Consider the following 20921-nt stretch of genomic DNA (forward strand, 5'->3'; position numbering starts at 1 on the left):
AGGGGGGCAGGTTTCGCTTTACAGGTTTACAACCCGCCGCAGTCATGCGATCACGCTCTCTACGGTGTCAACCCATTCTCGCTTCGTTCCGCCTTCATCGATCTCTTTCCACCAGTTTGAGACGGTAGCGTGGCTATACGGCACGAACTCGGAGGTTTCGCGGGCCGACATTCCCTGTTCTCGGCACGCTTCCATCGTCCAGGCGGCGACCTGTTTCACTTCGTCCTCGCCGATCGCCGGCTCGTCGTCGTCGCTCGAGGGAGCGTTCCACGACCAATTCGCTTCGTCATTCGTGTGCGGCTCCCAGTCAGCCGGCGGAATCCCGGTGAATGGGCGCGGATCGACGTCCTGTAGCTTCCCGCCGCTGATCCGCTCCGCTTTGATCGCTTTGCCCTTGTCGTTCCGGTCGGGCTTCTTAAGAATCGTCCCGACGCGCCACAACAGCGGATGAATCGAACTCTCGTCGTGGCCGATGTAGATCAGCGCGCCGTTGTACTTGCGGATCTTGAACACCAGCGGACCCATCAGTTTCCGCACCTTCTGGCCATCCTCGCCGGTTCCGCTCGCGTTCGTCGAGAACTCGTCACCGATGAACAGTTTCGGCTGTTGTGGATTCTCGACTGGATCGCCGTCCTTCTCGACCCACTCCTCGAGGAGCGGATAGTGCGGAATCCAGCCGTCTTCAACGTCGCCGTTGTCGCGCACCCAGTCGTCGTTTCGCGGCAGCGTGCGGATATTCGAGGCGACTTTGAGATTCCCGTCGACCCACCGATCACGCAGCTGCGCGATTAGGCATGCGAGGTTCGTTTTCCCGGCCCCCATCTCGCCCAGGATCACGATCACCGGCGCGGGTCCGGCGACGATCTCTCGAAGCCGGGTGATCGCTTTGATACCCGATAGGCTCGCCTCCTGCGACGGGTCGCCGATGTAGTGTTTCAGCGTCAGCGTGTCGCCGTTGTCGAGCGCGTCACGCGCCGTGTGACTGCCTTCACCCTGTACGATCCGTCGATTCTTTCCGACGTCCATGTACGTCGCTGCGGCCTTTCCGTTCCAGCGGTCAGGATCGTGGTGCAACGCGCGCACGGTCATTTGCCGGTCGATCTGCTCATCACGGACGAACCCCGTGTGCTCGAGGACCTTGTCGGGTTCTTTCGCGAGGTTTCCGCGCTGGTACTCGGTGAATCCGCCGACCGTGTAGTTGTCTTGCTCGTCGCTCATTCTGCGCCTCGCTCGAGTTCTCGAATGATCTCCTGTGCGTCGATATCCGCTTCATCGAGCATGTGTTCTACCTCCGCCCGCTGCCGGTGCCGGATCGCACCGACGAGAAGCCGGTTCCGACGCTTCTCGAGTTCGTTCACTGCCTTCCGGCACTCTTTCGCGAGAAGCCGCTTTTCCGGCCGTTCCGCGTCGTATTCGAGTTCCTGCGTCTTCTTTCGATACCGTTCGAGTTCACTGTTCGTCAGCTCGTACAGTTCCGACTGTCCGTAGAAGTTCATCGATCAGTCCCTCCGTCGGTTGCTGCGGCTTGTTCTGCGGCCTGTGCTCGAGTCTGCGGCGGTCCGCCGACTGTGTTGATACCGTGCTCGTCGCTGTAGTCCTCAACGTACTCGGTTACGTCCTTGATTTCGTCTATATCGGCGTCTTCGGCGTCGCTTTTCGCCGATTCGAACCGATCTTTCACGGACGTACGCGGGTTCATCAGCCCGCGCTCGTCGGCTTCCGCTTCCTCGTTGATTACGTCGCCCTGGATCTGGAGTCCCATCTTCGAGATCCGTCCACGGAGTCGGTTGAACTCGAGGAAGGCCTCGACGAGATCGCCGTGGATATCCTCGAGCATGGCTTTCGTCGTGACGAGTTTGGAGTCGGCCATCTGGCTGAAGTAGCAGCCCCGAACGACGAGATCGCCGGTATCCTCGTGGTACGTGAACTCGCGGACTTCGAACGCCTCGTCGTCGTTACAGCGGTACGGAGATGGCCCCTCGACGGTCTTTTCGGCCCACACTTCCGGCGAGACGTAGTACTTCTTTCGAGTATCGGTCACGCCGTTTATGTGGTAGACGTCCTCCATTCGACGCTGCCGGAGCTTCCGCGCACCCGTGACGAACAGCGCGAGCAACGGCGGCCCCAGGAGGAGCGACGCGGCGAACATCCCTCGAGCGACCGGCGGCATGCCGGGGATCGACGGCCGGAACCAGATCAACAGCGCCCCGAGCGAGACTGCCGCGCCCGCTACGATCAGCTGGCCCTCGGCGAGCAGGTACGTGAGTCGATCGCCCCAGCTGTTGAACGTCGCGCTGGTGTTGCTCACGCTTCGATCACCCCGCTTTCCTCCTGGCGTAGTACGATGACCGTGCCGACTCCGGCCAGTCCGACCGACATGAACACGCCGAAGAACAGCCCGCTCTCGCCGCCGAACGTGTGGAACGGGTTCTCCTCGGTGTCGCTCGGTTCCTGCATCTGTGTCGAGAGCCTGGCGGTCGTCCCGCCGACCGTCACGCCGACCGTCGACGCGCCGCGGAACTCGCGCACGTCCATCGTGATCGTCGTCTCTCCCTCTGAAACCGAGTATTCCCGGCTGTAGGGTTCAACAATGCCGTCTTCCCCGATTCCATCCATCGCGTCCTCCATCGTTACCGTGTGGTTCCGCTCTGAGTCGATCGTCACCGTCGCGGTCCCATCCTTGAGCTCGTACTCGACTATCCGAATGTACTCGTTAAACGCGATTTCATAATCCGGTTCGACCGTCTCGTTTGCTACCTCGGTTGTGTTCTCCTGCGCGATAGCGCTGCCCACGCCCATACCCATCGCCAGCGCCGCCGCTGCGACGACGAACAGCAAAAAAATCCGCTGCATGGTCACTCACCGAGTCCCGGCACGAGGTCGGTCACGATTCCGATCACCGCAAGGAGAACGACGCCGATCAAACCGAGACCCATCAGACCACCCGCATCGCCGTCGAACGGATTCGGTATATCTACCCCGCTGCCTCCGTCATCGACAACTACCTCAATCGTCTGCTCTCGGGCCTGAGCCTCCGCTTCCTGATGTTCCGTGTAAATCTCTGCCGCTCGCTCGGGGTCTGTATCTGATTGGACAACCTCGCGCTCATCGAAGTGGAGATACTCTGCCCCGGAGATCGACTCATCGACCTCCGTTACCGTGAAGGGGCCGACGAGAGAAAGCATATCTGCATCTGTCTCGCCGTCCTCGCCTTCCCACTCTGCGGCCATTCTGAACTCGCCGGGATACGTACTGGGGTTGATCTGCGTCCCGATCGGGATGTAAGTGTCTTCCACTGCGCTCGGAACGGTCCAGCCGAGCAGCCCCTCAAGTTCCTGCTCGTCATCCTCAACCTCGTCCACGCCCGACGTATCGACCTCGAGTACAACCGGAGCCTCTGCCTCTGCCAAGCCGAGTTGTCGGAAATACAGTGCCAACTCGCCCCAAGATTCCGCTTCTGCGATAGTTTCATCCATCGCACTCGGCGAGAGCATATCTTGAATGCTCAAATCGCCCGCCTCTATACCATCGTAATGGGTTTCCAGCAATGCCTCAACTTCCGACAGTGCTTGGTCGTATCCGTCGTGGATCGCCTCGTACACATCTGCATATTCATCACTGTCGAATATCTGTTGGTAACCATCAACATAGTCATAATCTCCGTATTCTTCGGGGTTTTCTATGTCGTAATCTTCCGGGTCTGGCTCCTCAATATACGCCCCAGTGCGGCCATCTTGATATTCTGCAACTTCAAACGGGTCGAAATGACCATAAATCTCGTCACTCACGCCCGCACCGCCGCTTTCGGCATGATAGAACAACTCATAGTCATAATTGTCACCGTTCAATAAGATATACGTTTCAGTTCTTGTGCCATCACCTCCATAGTATTCGTTGATTTCGTTGTCGTCATCGTAAGAATATGCTGCCACTCCCTCATTCTCTGCTTGTGTGAGAACGCCATTCGTCAGAGAAGTCATCCGTGTTACAAGGTCCATTTCGACCGCCGAGAAAATCTCCGCTATCGCACTTTCTGCGGCCTCCTCGGCATCATCTCTATCACCTCCAGAGATCACCTCGTGATAAACGTCAATAATGGCCTGCTCAATCGCTTTGCTTATCAATCCGCTCGCATCGCGCTCGATTGAAGCCAACAAAGATTCGTCTGTGACTTCATTGATTTCGCGAGCCTCGTTGTAGAGCCGCAAGTGGTCCTCGAACTCGAGCGCATCAACGACCTCCTCACTGTCGGTCGCGTATCGCGCGTGACTCACTCCGGCAACGTAGCCGACGAGTGCAGCGCCAGCGACCGCACAAGGCGGGCAGGCCGCTGCACGTCCGACCGGAGAGAAGCGCGGTACAACACGACCGCCGAATGCGATCGTCGCCACCGACCCGCCCGCGATCGTCCCGCCTCGAGCGAGCAGCCCGCGCCGAGTCATCCCCTCGTTTTCTTGGGCCGTGGGCTTTGGGCCGTCGCCCCGATCGGGAGCATCACCGGAGGCCGCCATTCAGACCGCCCCCGTAGCCATCACCGCGGTCAGGCCGATCGATACGACCGACGCCGTGACGATGTAGCCCGTCATCACCGAACTGTACCACTCCGCCGACTTGCCGCTGAAAACGTTGGAACTCATATCTGGAACCTCCGGGTTACTTGTAGGCGATCACGTAGAACGCCGCGCCGTTCAGGAAGACCGTGAACCAGCCGACGTACCACATGCTCTCGAGGGTGACCGTCATCGCGGGAACGAGCGCCCCGAGAATGTTCAGTATCACCGCCAGGAGAACGACGATGGTCTCGACATCCGTCCAGTCCTCCGGTGTGCTTTCGTTCGTCAGCCACCCGATCAGCAGGATGCCGATCGAGAGGATGAACGCGTACGTGATCTCGGTGCCGTGGGCCGCGTACAGCGCGTCTGTCAGCGCGAAGTTCAGCGGTTGGCTGAACTCAAGGGTGCCGACCGCGCCGATCGAGAACGACGCGAGCACGAACAGTGGCGCGAGGATGCTGTCTGTCAGGTCGATACCGTCTTCCTGACGAATCGAGTCAGGAACGTACTTCTGCGGTAGGCTAAGTGCCATACGCTCCGGCGTCTCCACCTCGTGCCGAAAAACTCCGGAATTCAGTGGTGATCTATTGGCCGTCTATAGGTTCACCAAATTTTATACCAAGGCGGGTTGCGGGCCGAGATATGGCCTTGAACAAACTGCGACAGCTCGACGGGAATTCTGCCGGTGTCACGATGCCGAAAGACGATCTCCGGCTCGAGGGACTGATAGACGAGAACGGCGAACTGGCCGACGAGCACCACGTTCACATTCAGCGCGTCAATGATGGGCAGTGGACGTTGGAACTCGTCGAAGGAATTGACTCATAACCGAATTCAGAGAAAATCAAAAGTCGATTAAAGTAAGTCTATGGTCTATTCGTCACTGTAGTCTGGGATATCAAACTCGTTACTCCAGACCTGGCTATTACTCGGTTCGTGAATTAGTTGAACTTGGTAACTTTCACCAGAATAGTCCTCACTCTCTTCGTTAATCACAATATCATGTGAATCACCGACTCCGAATTCATCGCCACCGTCCAAGCCGTCTATCTCAACAGTCTGATCAAAGCCGTTGACTGCATCCAGGACGTATTCATCACTATCGTCTCCTTCTATGTCAACTCTGATTTCAAGTTCGTCTGCATCAAGTGCATCTCCGCCCTCATGGGAGATCGTCCCGAGTACATCATCTTCGTCTTCAGTGCCAGCATCCGGACTCACATTGAAAGCAGAATTCGTATCGTAACCAATCTGTGCACTAGGGGATGAGTCGCCCATATCGTCACCGATATCCAGTACGAACGCGGCGATCACGGCTGCCAGAATCACTGTGATGGCAACCATCAGGATGACCCCAATAACTGGGGACACGGCCCGTTCGTCTTCGCTTCCGATCAGCTTCTGTCTGTATTTGGTCAAATCCATTGTTGTCACGCACCGCGAGAACGGTCGGAAAGCTTATTCTCGGCGGTATGATACCACCGTGTGACGCTCAGGGGGATTGGGTTTGCACAACCATCCCGTGCGTCATCCCTTCCTGCCGTTCGGTTTTGGTGCTGATAGCAACCAGCCCACTGTACCCATATATACCTAGAGGATAGTGAACCTCTCAGAGTCTGATATCGGTTTCATCAGTGATAATCAGCGTCTGATAGAATCCTTGCAGTGTGTCCTTGAAACGCTCGAGGCGGCCGATTTCGGAGTTTCGGAGCGAAACCAGCAATTGTTATCCCGGTTCGACAACACTACATCGGTATGACTACTTCGGCGTTGATCTCCGAGCGCGCTCTCGCGCGCACCTACAACACGCCCTCTTACGCAGATCCATTCGAGTCCGTCGAAGACTACGAACGAGTGATGGAGTACGCGAGCAAGCACCCGAACAAAGGATCAAGCGCAATCTCGTCTCAATTGGAACTCCCCCGCGGCCGAATCCGACCGTGGGTAGACAACAACTCGAAACCCGATCCAGTTCGGGCGATTGAAGCGGCACGCGAGTACGGATGGCTCGACTGTTCGTTCGGAGACCCGGAACTCACTGCTCTCAACACACTCGTCGCGAACGTCTTCTCAGGTGGGTCGATCGCCGAACGGAATTACGAACCGAGCTTCGCACTGAACCATCGAGGCGAAGACAGCCATGTCTTCGACGCCCTCGAGCTGGCCGACATCGACTACCAGGTGGTCGACGATCGCGACGGCCGGGCTGACGAAGTACGGCCGACCGAACACGGAACTGTTCTCGGTCGCGTGCTCGCGGTACTCGGCGCACCAGTGGGACCGAAAGCCGAGCAGCATCTCTCGTTACCAGACTATCTTTCGAGCGCGCCGGCCGACGTTCGCGGACAGTTCGTCTTTGCGTATCTCGAGAATCGAGCCGTCGAGCGAACCGGAAAGGATACACTCACCATTCGAGAACAGCGCAACCGAGACTATCTCGAATCGTTAGCTGAGTTAATCGAGACGGTGGCAGGTGACGGTGTGACACTCGGAGAGCGTGATATCATCGTTTCGGCTGATGCAGTACGCCGCCTTGGGACGGTCCGATAGCTCAAGTCGAGTCGTTTTCTTCTAGATCCGCTGCGTCTAGTTCGCCCTCGAGGTACGCGCGGCCGCGGTCAGTGATCTGGTAAAGTCCACGCTCTTTGTCGTGGTATTCGACTAACCCCGCAGAATCCAACTCACGCAGACGAGTTCTGACGTGTGAGATTTTATAATCGATATTTGCTTCGATAACTGCGGGAGTTGAGACGATTGGGCGATTTCCTTCGTTCAGTAGAAACTCGAGAATTGCATCATCTGCTCGTGTCATCCAGTCCACCCGGGGCCGTCGCATTCGGTTTGTTTGACTCTTATCACCATGTTAGGTTGATTGGTATCGAGTTCTGAATGACTTCTGAGGTGCATTCTAGCATATTGTACGATACACTAGAACTAAGTGACCCCCGTGTCTGGGTGAGGGCAACGGAAGCCAGACGGACCCGCCGCTACTCGGTCGGGTCCTCGTCAGAAACGCGGACCCGGTGTAGTAGCACCGGCCCGCCTGGCTCCCGTAACTGGAGTACGGAAGCATGTATTCGCACACCGCTACGGGGGAAAAAGTCCCCGGTCGACCGCAGCGCGTGGACTGTCGCCCACAGCCCACGCCGGAGTTGAATTGTTTCGGAAATAGCCGATACTCGAAAATTCGTTCTCGAGAGGACTTCAGTCACCAAATCCTGATTTATCGGAATTCCGGAAATTGGGTTCCGATTACTAAGAGGGCGGGGTACAGTCGTCATAAACAGCCGACGGACAGCGACCGCACGCGCCCCCAGTTCCAAGTGATGGCGCGTGCGGTTCGTCCGCGGTCCCACAACAGTGAGACCATGAGCGAAATAGCACGCATCCACGGTAAGAGTACCGGATACTGTAACTACACCAACGGGCTCGAGGTGAGCCGATGAGCCTGTACGGCGTCTGCTACGACTGCGGCGCGCAGGCGACGCTTCGGTACAAGCCTGATGTCGCGCTCGACGACCAGCCGCGACCGTCGGTCTGTAACGGCTGCCGAATGCGTCGCGAAGAGCGGATGGTCGAGCAGTTTCAGGAGAGACGATGAGTCGGGATCTGTCGCCTCGAGAGGCTCGCGACCGATTCCTGTCCCGTCGAAAGCAGGAGAACACAGAGAAGACCGTTCGGAGCTACAAGAATCGGCTGACTCGGTTCGTCCAGTGGACTGAGGATGAAGGGATCGACTCGATGGCCGACCTGTCCGGCTGGGATCTCGACGAGTATCGTGCAGCGCGCGAGGCCGCGGACATCGCACCTGCGACGTTGAAGGGGCAACTGATGGCCGTAAAGCAACTGCTCGACTACTGTGCGTCTATCGATGTCGTGGACGGCGATCTCCCGGACAAGGTGACCATCCCGACGCTTTCGAGGGCCGAGGAGTCTAACGACACGAAGCTCGATGTCGACGATGCGAACGCGTTGCTGTCGTATTATCGATCCTCGAGCGAGATGTTCGGTCGACCGGAGCACGCATTTCTGGAAGTCACGTGGCACACCGGGGCTCGGATGAGTGGTATTCGGGCTCTCGATCTCGGCGACTTTGATCCGGACCGCCAGACGCTCGAGTTCCGGCACCGGCCGCCGACACGGTTGAAAAACAAGGAGGACGGGGAACGCGTTGTCGGGATCTCGAAGCCGGTGGTGAAGGCGTTGCGGACGTACATCGCTCGAGAGCGCTTCGAAAAGCGCGACGACGAAGGTCGTGAACCGTTGTTCGCAGGTCGTCAGGGGAGACCGTCAGATACGACGTTTCGAGCGTGGTCGTACCTCGGTACGCAGCCTTGTCACGTCGTTCAGTGCCCACACGGGAATCGACGAGCGACGTGTGAGTTTACGCGCCGAAACCACGCGAGCAAGTGCCCTTCTTCGCGGAGTCCGCATGCGATTCGGACCGGTTCGATCACTTGGCAGTTGCTTCAGGGGCTGTCGATCGACATCGTTGCGGCTCGGGTGAACGCAACGCCGAAAACGATTCGACGGCACTACTACCGGGCCGCTGAGCGCGACGAGTTCGAAGAACTGCGATCCGAGCACACTCTGAAACTTGACATTGAAAACTATGATTAGTCCACGAAACCGATGCAAAATATCGATAGAGCGTCTGACAGTTCGTCAAACAACACTAGCATCCATCCCTCCGACCCCATTTCCTCACCGCGAACAACATCGTGAGCGGTGAGTAATGCAAGAGGTGGGATTTGAATCAGGGAGCAGCTTGCTGCGACCGTGGTTCAACATCCCTCCGACCCCATTCCCTCACCGAACAATTCATGACCCACAGAGGACGGTCCATTTTTCGAGTTTGTTATATACTCAAGAGTCGTCCAAACTTGGAACCCGTTCAGTTGGGTCACGCGGGTCCGTCCCGTCTGATGATTCTAATAAAGGCGCTTAGTGAAAATAGTCAGCTGCACGGATCAGTCCCTTCCTGCTGACTGCAGAAATAATATCATTGAATAAGACTTTTGTAGCCTGTAAGAGTAATATGGGTAATGAGTATTGAACAAGAGTCAGGAGAGTTTCACTTTATAGAAAGAGGAACTAATGAAAGCGCCGATGAGTTTCTGAAACGACGCCTCTTACATATAGAGAATCGATTTTCATATGAGCGTCTGTCTGGATGTTCAATTGAAGAATTAGATGCTCAGAGGCAGCAGTACAATTTCTATCTTGAAAACATGCGTTCGAGATTCGCCAGTCCTGATTTTATATTTGCCGATGATGTTGACATGTACAAAGAATTGGTTGGGAAAGAAGTAGAATTGTATGATTCATTGTCATCAGATCAACGAATGCAAATCCAAAGCGTAGCGGGTAAGGTACATATTAATTTTGATAAAGCTTTGGAAGACGCTCGCGATAGGAAATTTCAGCGGCTAAGTATGGCGATGGATTCAATCCCTGTTCTAAATCAACTGAAAAAATAAGTCTGAGGAAATAACGGGACCACTCTAAAGCGAATCTAAGTATTGCTGCCTCGAGTTCCTCCGTTCTGCGGAAGTTCGAGCATCGAAGTATTCCTCAAGGATCTCTCCGCTAACGTTCGCTCGCTTACTTTCTCCTTTGGCCAATCTCTATTTCAAATCGCGACTTTCGAGCGATACTGCCAACAGATCCATTCCCTCCGACGACACAATTTCGGAGGCGTTCGGTCGATACTGTTGTCGTGAGCGGTTCCCGAGCCACAGCTATTCCTCTCCCAGTGAGCGATGCGAGAGCGGACGGGAGAACGTCGAATGACTATGAGAACGCGAAGGAACGGTAACGAACACATCGGGTGAGTACCGCAGTACCGTCCAGCTACAGTTTGTCGGCGATACGCTCGACGGCCACGACCAATCGGTAGAACAGATAGAGCGCGTAGACGACCGCGGCGAGGCCGACAAGACTGAGGACGGTGAGTATCTCCGGTCCGACGGTGGAATGTAGCAGACCGAACCCGATGAGGAGACCAACGATCAGGGCTAGTTGTTCGCGGTCGAACCGATCGCGACTTGTGGCAGCCATACACCATCCACTTGTAGTTCGAAAATAAACGTTCTGGTGACAGGTTCTCCAAATGGTGTACAATCACTGTGGCGTACAGGGCTCGAGTATGTAAGCCAGTACATGCTGTGCAAAACTCGAACCGACCGCTCGAGGACGACGATAACGGATAACTCACGCGACAGTCGCCGTCGGCAGTGCGAGCGACAAATTTGTACAGACGAGAGAGCGAACCAGTATGCGTGACGACGAGAGCCGTAGCCAGTTGGTGTGGTCGACCGAGAGAGCGATCGGAGAGTCAGTTGGCGGGTTCGGTTTTGACGATCGCGAACCAGAACTCCTCGACTTCCCGGACGAACTCGATGAACTCGTCGGTCTCGACCGGCTTCTGGATGTACGCGTCCGCCTCGAGATCGTGAGATTTGACGATCGATTCGCCCACCTCCGAACTCGTGAGCACGATCACGGGGATCTCACGGAGCGGGGGCTCGCCGTTCAGTTCCGCGAGGACCTCCATACCGCTCTGGCCGGGAAGCTGTGGCTCGAGCAAGATGAGATCCGGTCGCGGGGCGTCCGCGTACTCGCCGCGCTGGTGGACGAACTCGAGTGCCTCCTCGCCGTCGGTGACGGCGTGGACGGCGTTCATGAGCTTCGCGTCTCTGAAGTTCTCCTCGAAGAGCCGCGTATCGCCGGGATTCGGCTCGATCAGTAAGATGTCGATCGTCTCCCCGATCTCGCCATCGCTCTCGTCGTCTGCTGGCGCCATATCCGTGCATGACACTGCAAGCGTATAAGCGCAACTCTAACGGACCCGATATAGTCTTCAAATATGGTCAGTCTGGCCCGACGACGGCCCGTAGATCAGGGAGTGAGTTCGTTGACGGAAGCGCTTTCGTGACTGTACACGTCGCCCGTAACGACGCCGCGAGTGGCGGCCGAGCGCACGGCGGGACCGACGATTCGACTTCAGGTGCAGTAACAGGACGTGGTCTGTTGGTCGGGGCCTCGAGTCGTCTCCGTCGGCCGAACGGTGATGGTCGTCCCACACTCGGGGCAGTCGTATCTGTCGCCGTCGGTCGTCGGCCGAACGGTCCAGTCGCCGTCGGACGGGCTCTCGTGCCCGCAGTCGAAACAGTAGAGAACGGTCTTGTTGGAGGGTGTACGGTCGGTTGTGGATGGGGGAGTCGTCATACGTATTTATAAGTGACGAACGCCGAAAACGGTGTCGGGCAGATCGGGTTCGACACGGGATTCGATCGGTTCGGGGGAGCGATGGGCGGTGTCGTCAGTCGCTGTCGGCCGGATTCCGAACGATCGCGAACCAGAACTCCTCGAGCGACTGCACGAAATCGACGAATTCCTCCGGAGCGACCGGTTTTCGGATGTAGCAGTCGGCCTCGAGATCGTGATCTTTGACGATATCCTCGCCGGCTTTCGAACTCGTGAGGATGACGACGGGAATCTCACGAAGCACCGAGTCGCCGTTGAGTTCCGCGAGCACGTCCATCCCGCTGGTTCCGGGGAGTTGTGGCTCGAGCAGGATGATGTCCGGTCGGGGGGCGTCCGCGTGCTCGCCGCGCTGGCGGACGAACGCGAGCGCGGATTCGCCGTCGGAAACGGAGTGGATCGTGTTGAGTAGCTTCGCGTCCCTGAAGTTCTCGGTGAAGAGTCGTGTATCGCCTGGGTTCGGCTCGACTAACAGAATGTCGATCACCCCGTCCATCCGCGTGTCCCCCGAAGTCATAGGCACTAATTCGTCTGAGAGAATAAAACTGCGAGGGTCCGATTCCGACACCCCTCGTCGGCGAAATACGCCTGTCTATCCGCTGTACTCGTCGAACGGTCATTTCTGACCCCCTCGACCAAATAGGTGAGATACCAAACCACTCGAGGAAAGCTCACTGGTTGACGGAACCCGTATCGCGAGCGAAGCCGTTGGGGACGGGAACGAAATCCGATCACCGACACAGCTGTCAGCGGCACAATGCTTGGTCCACATTTAGCATCGCAGGGTGCGTACGGACGGTATGAGCGAGACACGCACGACGACCGATCGATCACCGATCCCGGTGCGGACGGCCGCATTCGCCGCCGCGCTCGGAGCCTGGATCCTCTGGTCGGGGGTGTTCCTGACGGGCTCCGGCCCGATCATCATGAACAACGTCCTCGCTGGCGCGGCGATCGCCGCGTTCGCAGCGTACACCGCCGGCTGGCCGGACGGCGGACCGCTGCCGAGCGTCGCCGCACCGGCCCTCGCCGCGCTCCTCGGGCTGTGGGTGCTCGCCGCTCCGTTCGTCCTCGAGGTAACTGCAGACCGGCTCCTCTGGAGTAACGTGATCGCCGGCGCGCTCGTGGCAATTCTGGCCGGCGGGAGCATCTACGGGAGCTGGCAGCTGACGCAGGCGAGAGCGAGCGGCGCCTGACCGCGTCCGCATCGGCTCCCGGCCCGGGTCCGGTGTTCGTCCGAGACTGGACGACGTTTCGACGGTGCTAGCGCTTGACTCGACCACGAGACACATATATGTTTTTCCGCGGTCTACACTGTTCGATGACGCCTCGAATACCCGTACGGACGAACGACCGTGGATGCGACTACCGTCACGGGCGAACGTCCCCTGCCGACCCGACGCCACGCCTCGAGCGGACGGCGTCCGAGCTACGGGACGTAACCGCTCGTCTGGAGCGGGTCGAAACGCGGCTCCCGTTGCTGGAGAACACGCTCCGTGCAGTAGCCAGACAGGCGGGCGTTTCGATCGGCTGCCCCTGTGGCCACTGCGAGCGGAGCTATCTCCTGATCGCCGACGGCATGATGACGTGTCCGACGTGTGGCTACCGGCAGTCGATCTGACGCCATCCCTACTGGTCGTGGCGGGACCGAGAACGCGGACTGCTCGCGACTCGAGTCGGTAGATTGCGGTCTCTCCGGATCAGATCCACTACAGGCGTTCCGAACCGGTTCGACTCGGCGGGGACTTTATCCGACTCTAGAGCGACGACAGCACGTATGAGCAATCGAGCGGATGCCACGGGATTGACGTTCTGGGGGGACGTCGACGACGACGTGGCGCTGCAGCGCTACCGGACGCTCGTCGATACGATCGACGACAGCGTGTATCAACTCGATGCGGACGGACACTTCATCGCGGTCAACGAGAACATCGTCGATACGACGGGGTATTCCCGCGACGAACTCATCGGCGAGCACGTCTCGCTCGTCGTCGACGAGGCGGATATCGAACGCATCAACCGCGGGATTCGCACCCAGCTCGAGGGCGACGGCAAGCTGTCGCCGATCGAACTCTCCATCCACACCGCTGATAGCTCCCGAATCCCCTGTGAGTTGCGGATCAACGTCCTGCTGGACGACGGTGAGTTCGCCGGCACCATCGGCGTCGCACGCGACATTTCCGACAGAAAACGACAACGGGAGACGCTCGAGTCGGCGCGAGCGTCCTACGACTCGATCACGAGCGTCGTCGACGAGGCCGACATCGGCGTCTTCATCCTCGACGAGTCGTTCAAGGTGCGATGGATCGACGAATCCATCGAGGAGTATCTCGGACTCGACCGCGAGTCGGTCGTCGGGCGAGACAAACGGACCGTAATCGAGGAGTCGGTCGCCGAGAGGTTCGCCGACCCCGACTCGTTCGCACGGAACGTGCTGGCGACGTACGACGACAACAGCTACGTCGAACGCTTCGAGTGCCGAGTCACCGCGGATTCCGAGACCGGACGCGAGGAACGCTGGCTCGAGCACCGAAGCAAGCCGATCAGCTCGGGCCAGTACGCGGGTGGCCGTGTCGAACTCTACTACGACATCACCGACCGGAAGCGGTCGGAAGGTGCACTCCAGGAGAGCGAGGAGCGGTTTCAGTCGCTCGTCGACGCGGTCGAGGAGTACGCCATCTTCCGACTCGATTCGGACGGCCACGTCGCCAGCTGGAACGAAGGGGCCCGACAGATCAAGGGGTACGAACGCGAGGAGATACTCGGTTCACACGTCTCCACGTTCTACACTGATGACGACTGCAGGACGAACGTTCCCACAGAAACCCTCGAGCGAGCGCGAAACGCAGGCTCGATCGAAACGGAAGGCTGGCGCGTGCGAAAGGACGGCAGCCGGTTCTGGGCGAACGTGACGATCACGTCGGTCGTCGACGAGACCGGCACGCACCGTGGCTACGTGAAGGTCACCCGCGACATGACCGATCAGCGAGAACGGGAGCAACAGCTCCAGCGCGAACGCGACCTCATCGATCGCGTCTTCGAGACCAGCCCCGTCGGGATCGTGGTGTTCGACGAGGACGGGGCAGTGACCCGGGCCAACGAGCGCTACCTGGAGATCCTCGAGCTACCAGCGTCGAGTCTCGAGACGTACACGCAGGCGGGCGGGACGATCCACGATGCGACCGGCGAGACTGTTTCACAGGGGACCCATCCCTTCACACGGGCGCTTCGGACTGGCGAGCCGGTGTTGGATCGAGTGCTCCAGCTCGAGACGCCGGGTGCGGACGACCGACGGTGGTTCGTGACGAACGCCGTTCCGATTCTCGCCGACGACGGGACCGTCGACCGCGTCGTCGCCACCGCGGAGGACGTCACCGCCCTCAAAGAGCGCGAACGCGAACTCGAGAGCGAACTCGAGGCGATTCTCAACCGGATCACCGACGCCTTCTACGCCCTCGACGACGACTGGACGCTCACCTACGTCAACGATCGAGCGGAGGAGTTGATCGACGTCGAGGACCGGGGCTTGCTCGGCCGAAATCTCTGGGAGGTGTTCGAGTGGGCGGCCGACTCGAAACTTCGCGAGGAGTACGAGCGGGCGATGACAACCCAGGAACCGACCTCGTTCGAACTCTACTACCCCGCCCCGCTCGAGACCTGGTTCGAGATTCACGCCTACCCCTCCGAGACGGGGCTCTCGGTCTACTTCCGGGACATCTCCGACCGGAAGGAGCGAGAACGAAAGCTCACGGAGTCGGAGCGGCGCTACCGCACCCTCATCGAGTACTTCCCCAACGGAATCGTCACCCTGTTCGATCACGACCGCCGATACACGCTGGCGGCGGGGAAAGGGTTCGAACGGATACCGGCCACCCCTTCCGACCTCGAGGGGAGCCACTTCCGCGACGCGTGGAACGAGGAGGCCGCCGCCGACGCGCTCGAACCGCTCTTCGAGGCCGTCCTCGAGGAGGGCGAGGAGCGATCGATCGAACTTACGTACGCCGACCGGGAGTGGGTCGTTCGAGCCGTCCCGATCACCGACGAGCGCGGCGACGTCTTCGCGGGGATGACGATGGCCCAGGACGTCACCGAGCGAAACCAGCACGAGCGCGCGCTCCGAGAGGAACGAAACCTCGTCGAACGGATCGTCGACACCAGTCCCGTCGGGATCGTCACGCTCGACGCGGACGGCGACTTCGACCGCGTCAATCGCCGTGCGCGGGAGATACTGGGCTATCCCGAAGGCGAGTTCGAAGAGGTCGTCGCCGATCTCGAGGGGTTAGACCCAGTCGAGCCGGACGGTGAGTCCCTCTCGACGCCGGAGATCCCACCCTACCGCGTCTTTCGCGAGGGGGAGACGATCCACGACTTCGAGATGGGGGTCCGTCGGGCCGGCGGCCGGCGGATCTGGGTCTCGGTCAGCGGCACGCCGCTGTACGACGACGGCGAGATCGCCGGAGCCGTGATCACGTTCGCCGACGTCTCCGAACGCAAGGAGTACCAGCAGCGCCTCGAGGCGTCGAACGAACGCCTCGAGCAGTTCGCCTACGCCGCCAGTCACGACCTGCAGGAACCGCTCCGGATGGTCTCGAGCTACCTCCAGCTGATCGAGCGACGCTACGCCGACGAGTTCGACGACGACGCCGAGGAGTTCCTCGCGTACGCCGTCGACGGCGCCGATCGGATGCGGAACATGATCGAGGGCTTGCTCGAGTACTCCCGCGTCGAGACGAAAGGAGAACCGCTCGAGCCGATCGATCTCGAGGACGTGGTCGACGACGTGCTCGGGAATCTGCGCCTGCAGATCGAGGAGACCGACGCCGAGATTGCGGTCGACGATCTGCCGCGAGTCACAGGCGACGGCGACCAGCTCCGACAGGTGTTCCAGAACCTGCTCTCGAACGCGATCGAGTACTCGGGCGACGAACCGCCCGCGATCGATATCAGCGCCGAGCGAGCGGGACCGCAGTGGCGGATCGATGTCTCGGACGAGGGCATCGGCATCGATCCGGACGAGACCGGACGGATCTTCGAGGTGTTCCAGCGGCTGCACAGCCGCGACGAGCATCCGGGAACGGGGATCGGGCTCGCGCTCTGTCAGCGCATCGTCGAACGCCACGGCGGCGAGATTCTGGTCGACTCCGAGCCCGGCGAGGGCTCGACGTTTACGATCACGCTGCCGGCGGCTGACGACACCGATCGATAGGGCGGACGAGACCGGTACGCCGTCACTCTTCGTGGGTTTTCCGATCGATGTCTCGGCGTATTCGACGTTTGACGCGATGGCGTCGACGACGGAGCGCGTCCCGCGTTTTGGCTCGGCCCGCGGCTGCAAGCACATGACTGGATGAGCATTACGTTGCCGTTTGTCGAAATCGGGCCACGACGGTCGTCGGCCGCCCTGCGCTCTCGCCCGTCTCTCTGCCGGGACGCCTGACCGTCGACCTACCGATGACTACAGACGAACCTGCCGAGCACGACCGAACGGAGAATCGATCCGAAGAGTCGGCTGACGACGACGTGGATACTGACCGCGGAGCACCTCGAGCCGACGGCTCCGGAGAGGCCTCCGAATCGTCGTCGAGCCGGGCCGGAACCGGCGACGACCACGACGGGGAGATGGACGAGAGCAGCAAACAGGAGCAACTGGACGAGGTTCGTGAGAATCCCGTGGGAGAGGACCTCACCTCCGATCACGGCGTGAAGATCAGCGATACGGACAACTCCCTGAAAGCCGGCGAGCGCGGGCCGACGATCATGGAGGACTTCCACTTCCGGGAGAAGATGACCCAGTTCGACCACGAATCGATCCCGGAGCGGGTCGTCCACGCTCGCGGCACGGGCGCCCACGGCTACTTCCAGCCCTACGAGGATCCGGATGTAGGCGACGAATACGACGACCTCGAGGAGGTGACGAAAGCGAAGGTGCTGACCGACCCCGACCAGAAGACGCCCGTCTTCGTTAGGTTCTCGACGGTCGTCGGCTCTCGTGGCTCATCCGACACCGTCCGAGACGTTCGCGGGTTCGCGACGAAGTTCTACACCGAGGAGGGGAACTGGGATCTCGTCGGAAACAACATGCCGCCCTTCTTCATCCAGGACGCGATGGAGTTTCCGGACCTGGTACACGCGATCAAACCCGAGCCCGACGACGGGATGCCGCAGGCGTCGGCTGCCCACGACACGTTCTGGGACTTCGCCTCGCTCAAACCGGAGATCACGCACATGATCATGTGGGTCCTCTCGGGGCGCGCGCTTCCCCGCGCGTACCGGATGATGCAAGGCTTCGGCGTCCACACCTTCCGACTGGTCAACGACGACGGCGAGTCGGTGTTCGTCAAGTTCCACTGGACGCCGAAACTCGGCACCCACCAGCTCGTCTGGGACGAGACCACGAAGCTCTGGGGGAAGGATTCGGACTTCAATCGAAAAGGGCTCTACGACGTCATCGAGGAAGGATACGATCCCGAGTGGGAGCTCGGCGTCCAGCTCTTCGACGAGGAGCAGGCCGAGGAGTTCGACTTCGACGTCCTCGATCCGACGAAGATCGTCCCCGAGACCGAAGTCCCAGTGCGGCCGATCGGCAAGATGGTCCTGAACGAGACGCCGGACAACTTCTTCGCCGAAGTGGAACAGGTCGCGTTCCACCCCGGAAACGTCGTCCCGGGGATCGACTTCTCGAACGATCCGCTCCTGCAGGGACGACTCTTCTCGTATCAGGACACCCAGCTCAACCGATTCGGCAGCGCCAACTGGGACGAGATCCCGATCAACCGACCGGTCGCCGAACGGCACAACAACCAGCGCGCCGGCTTCATGCGCCAGGAGATCAACGAGGGCAACGTCTCCTACAAGCCCAACTCGATCGGCGACGACGACCCGCAGGAAGTCCCCGAAGAGGAGGGCGGCTACGAGCACTACGCCGAGAAGATCGACGGGACAAAGATCCGAAACCGGAGCGACAGCTTCGAGGACCACTTCACGCAGGCGCGGCTGTTCTGGAACAGCATGTCCGGGCCCGAAAAGCAGAATATCGTCGACGCCGCTCACTTCGAGCTCGGGAAGGTCGAGCGCGTGGAGATCCGCGAGCGGATGGTCTACGACCTGTTCAACAACGTCGACCACGAGTTCGCAACGCGCGTCGCCGAGGGGATCGGGATCGAACCGCCCGAAGAACCTGGCGACGAGATGCCGACTCACGACAGGGAGGACCCGTCGCTCAGCATGGAAAACCGGACCCCGGACACGATCGAGACCCGCAAGATCGCGATGCTGGTCGACGACGGATTCGACGACGAACACGTCTCGACGCTCCGGTCGGCCCTCGAGGAGGAGGGCGCCCGAGTCAAGGTCGTCTCGAAACTCCTCGGCGAGAAGTCGGGAGCCGACGGCGAGACGGTCGACGCCGACAAACACCACGTCGCGGCGGCCTCGGTCTCGTTCGACGCGGTCGTCGTCCCCGGCGGCAGCGAAAGCGTCGACGCGATGGTCCAGCAGGGGGACCCGAAGCACTTCGTCGCCGAGGCGTTCAAACACTACAAACCGATCGCCGCGGTCGGCGAGGGCACGAAACTGTTCGAGGCGGTCGACCTGCCGGACACCGAACTCGCCGACGACGGCGACCTCGTGTCGGACGCCGGCGTCGTCACCTGTCGTAGCGACGATCTCGAGGCGTTCGCCGAGGCGTTCCGCGATGCCATCGCCGAGCACCGCCACTGGGACCGAGAGCCGGAAGAAGTGCCCGCGTAGGGCGGTGAGCGACGCGACTCCCGCTCGGGGTCCGCGTGGCGCAGCCTGCGGGGAGTCGCGTGGCTACTGGGTCGCGGAGACGAGAAAACGTGATACCGCCGATCTGCATTCCCTGTGACCAAGTTTCCACACTCGGCTGAATGAATATATCCTACACTCGTACTATAACTTTTCTGGTGGCTGCAACGCGTGAGAGCTACCACAAAGTCGACACGGTCGGCTAGTATCGGTGAACTATTCACCGCTCAAAACACTCCGCGAACAACGAGAGTCACGGCAATTGGGTGGCGGGAAAGGCTACCGGAAACCCAACGCGTCTATACGTCTCTGTGGTGGGTTTCGAGCATGACGACAGTCGTCGAACTCGAGATACCGGCCGATCGATTCGGGATCGCCCGGACGTTCGATCGGGTGCCGACGTTCGAGTGCCAGATCGGTGGGATGATCGGGGATTCGCCGCCGCTAGTCTGGGTCATCGGTCCGGATCGAGGGACCGTCCACGACGCGCTCGAGGCCGACCCGTCGGTCGACGTGATCGCGAGTTTGACAGGCGGTGAACGGAGCCTCCGAGCCGGAAACGAATCCGACGACAGCGAGCGCTGGTTGTTCCGACTCGAGTTCGGAGACAGCGTCAAACTGTTCGAACAGATCGTCGCGGAGAACGACGGTGCAATCCTGGCGGCCTGCGGACAGAACGGAACGTGGTCGGTGAAACTGCTCTTCCACGATCGAGGGTCGCTCTCGGAGTGTTACGCACTGTTCGAACAGTACGATTACAACGTCGACGTGACGCGTCTGACCGGCATGGACGACTTCGAGAGCGCCCAGACGCCGCTGACGCAGACCCAGTACGAGACGATCTGCAAGGCTCACGAACTCGGCTACTTCGACATTCCCCGTCAGATTACGCTCAAGGAACTCGCCGCCGAACTCGACGTTTCTCATCAGGCGCTCTCGGAGCGACTGCGGCGCTGTCACTCCACGCTCGTCAGTGCCGAACTGACGGACGGAATGCAGCCGACGGCGATCGATCCCTGAGCGCGAGTTGCGGATCGATTCGATCCGTTCGACGGATCGGTTCGACGCCGTTTTTCCGATCGGCGATATCGTTCGGACCGGCGACCATCGGTACCTCGCCACCCGTGACGAACCGTCCTGATGAGTCGCTGCTACCAACGGCGAGTCTCACAAACGATTAATTTGCATCGCCTGAAGGGAGAATTATATCGCACCGAGATATATTCTCCGGGATAATTGGCCGAGCCTTCGCATAATTTCACCATATAGTCGAATCTACCGCAACGGACAGGTTTATTATTGGACGGAAACAAACAATTCCTGTCGGCGAGACGC

General features: G+C 59.6%; 23 protein-coding genes. 10 read left to right on the forward strand and 13 right to left on the reverse strand.

From position 1 onward, the window contains the following. Window positions 1–42 precede the first annotated feature (42 nt). From BLT08_RS17345 to BLT08_RS17370, 7 genes are read right to left on the reverse strand one after another with little or no spacing between them, the layout of a single operon-like run. On the reverse strand, window positions 43–1218 hold the full coding sequence (locus BLT08_RS17345) for a hypothetical protein (protein ID WP_090310458.1): 1176 nt from the start codon (window positions 1216–1218) through the stop codon (window positions 43–45). After that, window positions 1215–1496 carry a hypothetical protein gene (locus BLT08_RS17350; RefSeq protein ID WP_090310460.1) on the reverse strand — a complete coding sequence of 94 codons (282 nt, stop codon included), beginning with the start codon at window positions 1494–1496 and terminating at the stop codon, window positions 1215–1217. Before BLT08_RS17350 ends, BLT08_RS17345 begins: the two co-directional genes overlap by 4 nt. Continuing rightward, complete coding sequence (locus tag BLT08_RS17355; RefSeq protein ID WP_090310462.1) at window positions 1493–2308, reverse strand: hypothetical protein; 816 nt, start codon at window positions 2306–2308, stop codon at window positions 1493–1495. The genes BLT08_RS17350 and BLT08_RS17355 overlap by 4 nt, the downstream gene beginning before the upstream one ends. Then, complete coding sequence (locus BLT08_RS17360; protein ID WP_090310464.1) at window positions 2305–2853, reverse strand: DUF8063 family protein; 549 nt, start codon at window positions 2851–2853, stop codon at window positions 2305–2307. The genes BLT08_RS17355 and BLT08_RS17360 overlap by 4 nt, the downstream gene beginning before the upstream one ends. Window positions 2854–2855: 2 nt before the next feature. Further along, entirely contained in the window at window positions 2856–4511 is a 1656-nt protein-coding gene (locus BLT08_RS17365; RefSeq protein ID WP_090310467.1) for an Env/VP5 family phage fusion protein, read from the reverse strand. Then, a complete protein-coding gene (locus tag BLT08_RS23655; protein WP_281245274.1) occupies window positions 4512–4637 on the reverse strand; it encodes a hypothetical protein in 126 nt (41 codons plus the stop codon). Window positions 4638–4653: 16 nt separating this feature from the next. Next, window positions 4654–5085, reverse strand: coding sequence for a DUF8023 family protein (locus BLT08_RS17370; RefSeq protein WP_090310469.1), 432 nt, complete (start codon window positions 5083–5085; stop codon window positions 4654–4656). Window positions 5086–5195: 110 nt separating this feature from the next. On the opposite strand from BLT08_RS17370, the gene BLT08_RS17375 reads away from it, so the two are divergent. After that, a complete protein-coding gene (locus BLT08_RS17375) occupies window positions 5196–5381 on the forward strand; it encodes a DUF8053 family protein (protein WP_090310472.1) in 186 nt (61 codons plus the stop codon). 45 nt (window positions 5382–5426) lie between these two features. Here the strand turns inward: BLT08_RS17375 and BLT08_RS17380 are convergent, their stop codons facing one another. Continuing rightward, on the reverse strand, window positions 5427–5978 hold the full coding sequence (locus BLT08_RS17380) for a type IV pilin domain-containing protein (protein ID WP_090310474.1): 552 nt from the start codon (window positions 5976–5978) through the stop codon (window positions 5427–5429). A gap of 330 nt (window positions 5979–6308) precedes the next feature. Between BLT08_RS17380 and BLT08_RS17385 the strand changes: the two genes are divergently transcribed. Next, entirely contained in the window at window positions 6309–7103 is a 795-nt protein-coding gene (locus BLT08_RS17385) for a hypothetical protein (protein WP_090310476.1), read from the forward strand. A 1-nt stretch (window position 7104) separates the two neighbouring features. Here BLT08_RS17385 and BLT08_RS23495 read toward each other — a convergent pair whose 3' ends face one another. Beyond that, on the reverse strand, window positions 7105–7389 hold the full coding sequence (locus BLT08_RS23495) for a phenylalanine--tRNA ligase subunit alpha (RefSeq protein ID WP_394328202.1): 285 nt from the start codon (window positions 7387–7389) through the stop codon (window positions 7105–7107). 606 nt (window positions 7390–7995) lie between these two features. On the opposite strand from BLT08_RS23495, the gene BLT08_RS23135 reads away from it, so the two are divergent. From BLT08_RS23135 to BLT08_RS22655, 3 genes are all read left to right on the forward strand, one after another. Further along, entirely contained in the window at window positions 7996–8154 is a 159-nt protein-coding gene (locus BLT08_RS23135; protein ID WP_175529365.1) for a hypothetical protein, read from the forward strand. Then, window positions 8151–9173 carry a tyrosine-type recombinase/integrase gene (locus BLT08_RS17395; RefSeq protein WP_090310479.1) on the forward strand — a complete coding sequence of 341 codons (1023 nt, stop codon included), beginning with the start codon at window positions 8151–8153 and terminating at the stop codon, window positions 9171–9173. The genes BLT08_RS23135 and BLT08_RS17395 overlap by 4 nt, the downstream gene beginning before the upstream one ends. 425 nt (window positions 9174–9598) lie before the next feature. Continuing rightward, window positions 9599–10033 (forward strand): hypothetical protein, encoded by a 435-nt coding sequence (locus tag BLT08_RS22655; RefSeq protein ID WP_139171327.1) that lies wholly within the window; start codon window positions 9599–9601, stop codon window positions 10031–10033. Between the two features lie 373 nt (window positions 10034–10406). Here BLT08_RS22655 and BLT08_RS17400 read toward each other — a convergent pair whose 3' ends face one another. The 4 genes from BLT08_RS17400 to BLT08_RS17415 form a co-directional block, all read right to left on the reverse strand. Continuing rightward, window positions 10407–10613 (reverse strand): DUF8066 domain-containing protein, encoded by a 207-nt coding sequence (locus BLT08_RS17400; protein WP_090310481.1) that lies wholly within the window; start codon window positions 10611–10613, stop codon window positions 10407–10409. A gap of 277 nt (window positions 10614–10890) precedes the next feature. After that, window positions 10891–11358: a response regulator gene (locus tag BLT08_RS17405; protein ID WP_090310484.1), complete on the reverse strand. Its 468-nt coding sequence runs from the start codon at window positions 11356–11358 to the stop codon at window positions 10891–10893. Window positions 11359–11558: 200 nt separating this feature from the next. Further along, a complete protein-coding gene (locus BLT08_RS17410) occupies window positions 11559–11783 on the reverse strand; it encodes a DUF8106 domain-containing protein (RefSeq protein WP_090310486.1) in 225 nt (74 codons plus the stop codon). A 94-nt stretch (window positions 11784–11877) separates the two neighbouring features. Next, on the reverse strand, window positions 11878–12336 hold the full coding sequence (locus tag BLT08_RS17415) for a response regulator (RefSeq protein WP_175529366.1): 459 nt from the start codon (window positions 12334–12336) through the stop codon (window positions 11878–11880). 283 nt (window positions 12337–12619) lie between these two features. Between BLT08_RS17415 and BLT08_RS17420 the strand changes: the two genes are divergently transcribed. From BLT08_RS17420 to BLT08_RS17440, 5 genes are all read left to right on the forward strand, one after another. Then, the gene (locus BLT08_RS17420; protein ID WP_090310491.1) at window positions 12620–13015 is read left to right on the forward strand and encodes an SPW repeat domain-containing protein; all 396 of its coding nucleotides are present in this window, start codon (window positions 12620–12622) and stop codon (window positions 13013–13015) included. Between the two features lie 125 nt (window positions 13016–13140). Then, window positions 13141–13440 carry a hypothetical protein gene (locus BLT08_RS17425; protein ID WP_245724264.1) on the forward strand — a complete coding sequence of 100 codons (300 nt, stop codon included), beginning with the start codon at window positions 13141–13143 and terminating at the stop codon, window positions 13438–13440. 156 nt (window positions 13441–13596) lie between these two features. Further along, complete coding sequence (locus BLT08_RS17430) at window positions 13597–17025, forward strand: PAS domain S-box protein (protein WP_090310498.1); 3429 nt, start codon at window positions 13597–13599, stop codon at window positions 17023–17025. 245 nt (window positions 17026–17270) lie between these two features. Continuing rightward, window positions 17271–19568 (forward strand): catalase, encoded by a 2298-nt coding sequence (locus BLT08_RS17435; protein WP_090310501.1) that lies wholly within the window; start codon window positions 17271–17273, stop codon window positions 19566–19568. A gap of 345 nt (window positions 19569–19913) precedes the next feature. Next, on the forward strand, window positions 19914–20606 hold the full coding sequence (locus BLT08_RS17440) for a helix-turn-helix domain-containing protein (protein WP_090310504.1): 693 nt from the start codon (window positions 19914–19916) through the stop codon (window positions 20604–20606). The last annotated feature ends 315 nt before the right edge of the window (window positions 20607–20921 follow it).

The organism is Natronorubrum texcoconense (assembly GCF_900100335.1).
In the GTDB taxonomy this organism is placed as follows: Archaea; Halobacteriota; Halobacteria; order Halobacteriales; family Natrialbaceae; genus Natronorubrum; species Natronorubrum texcoconense.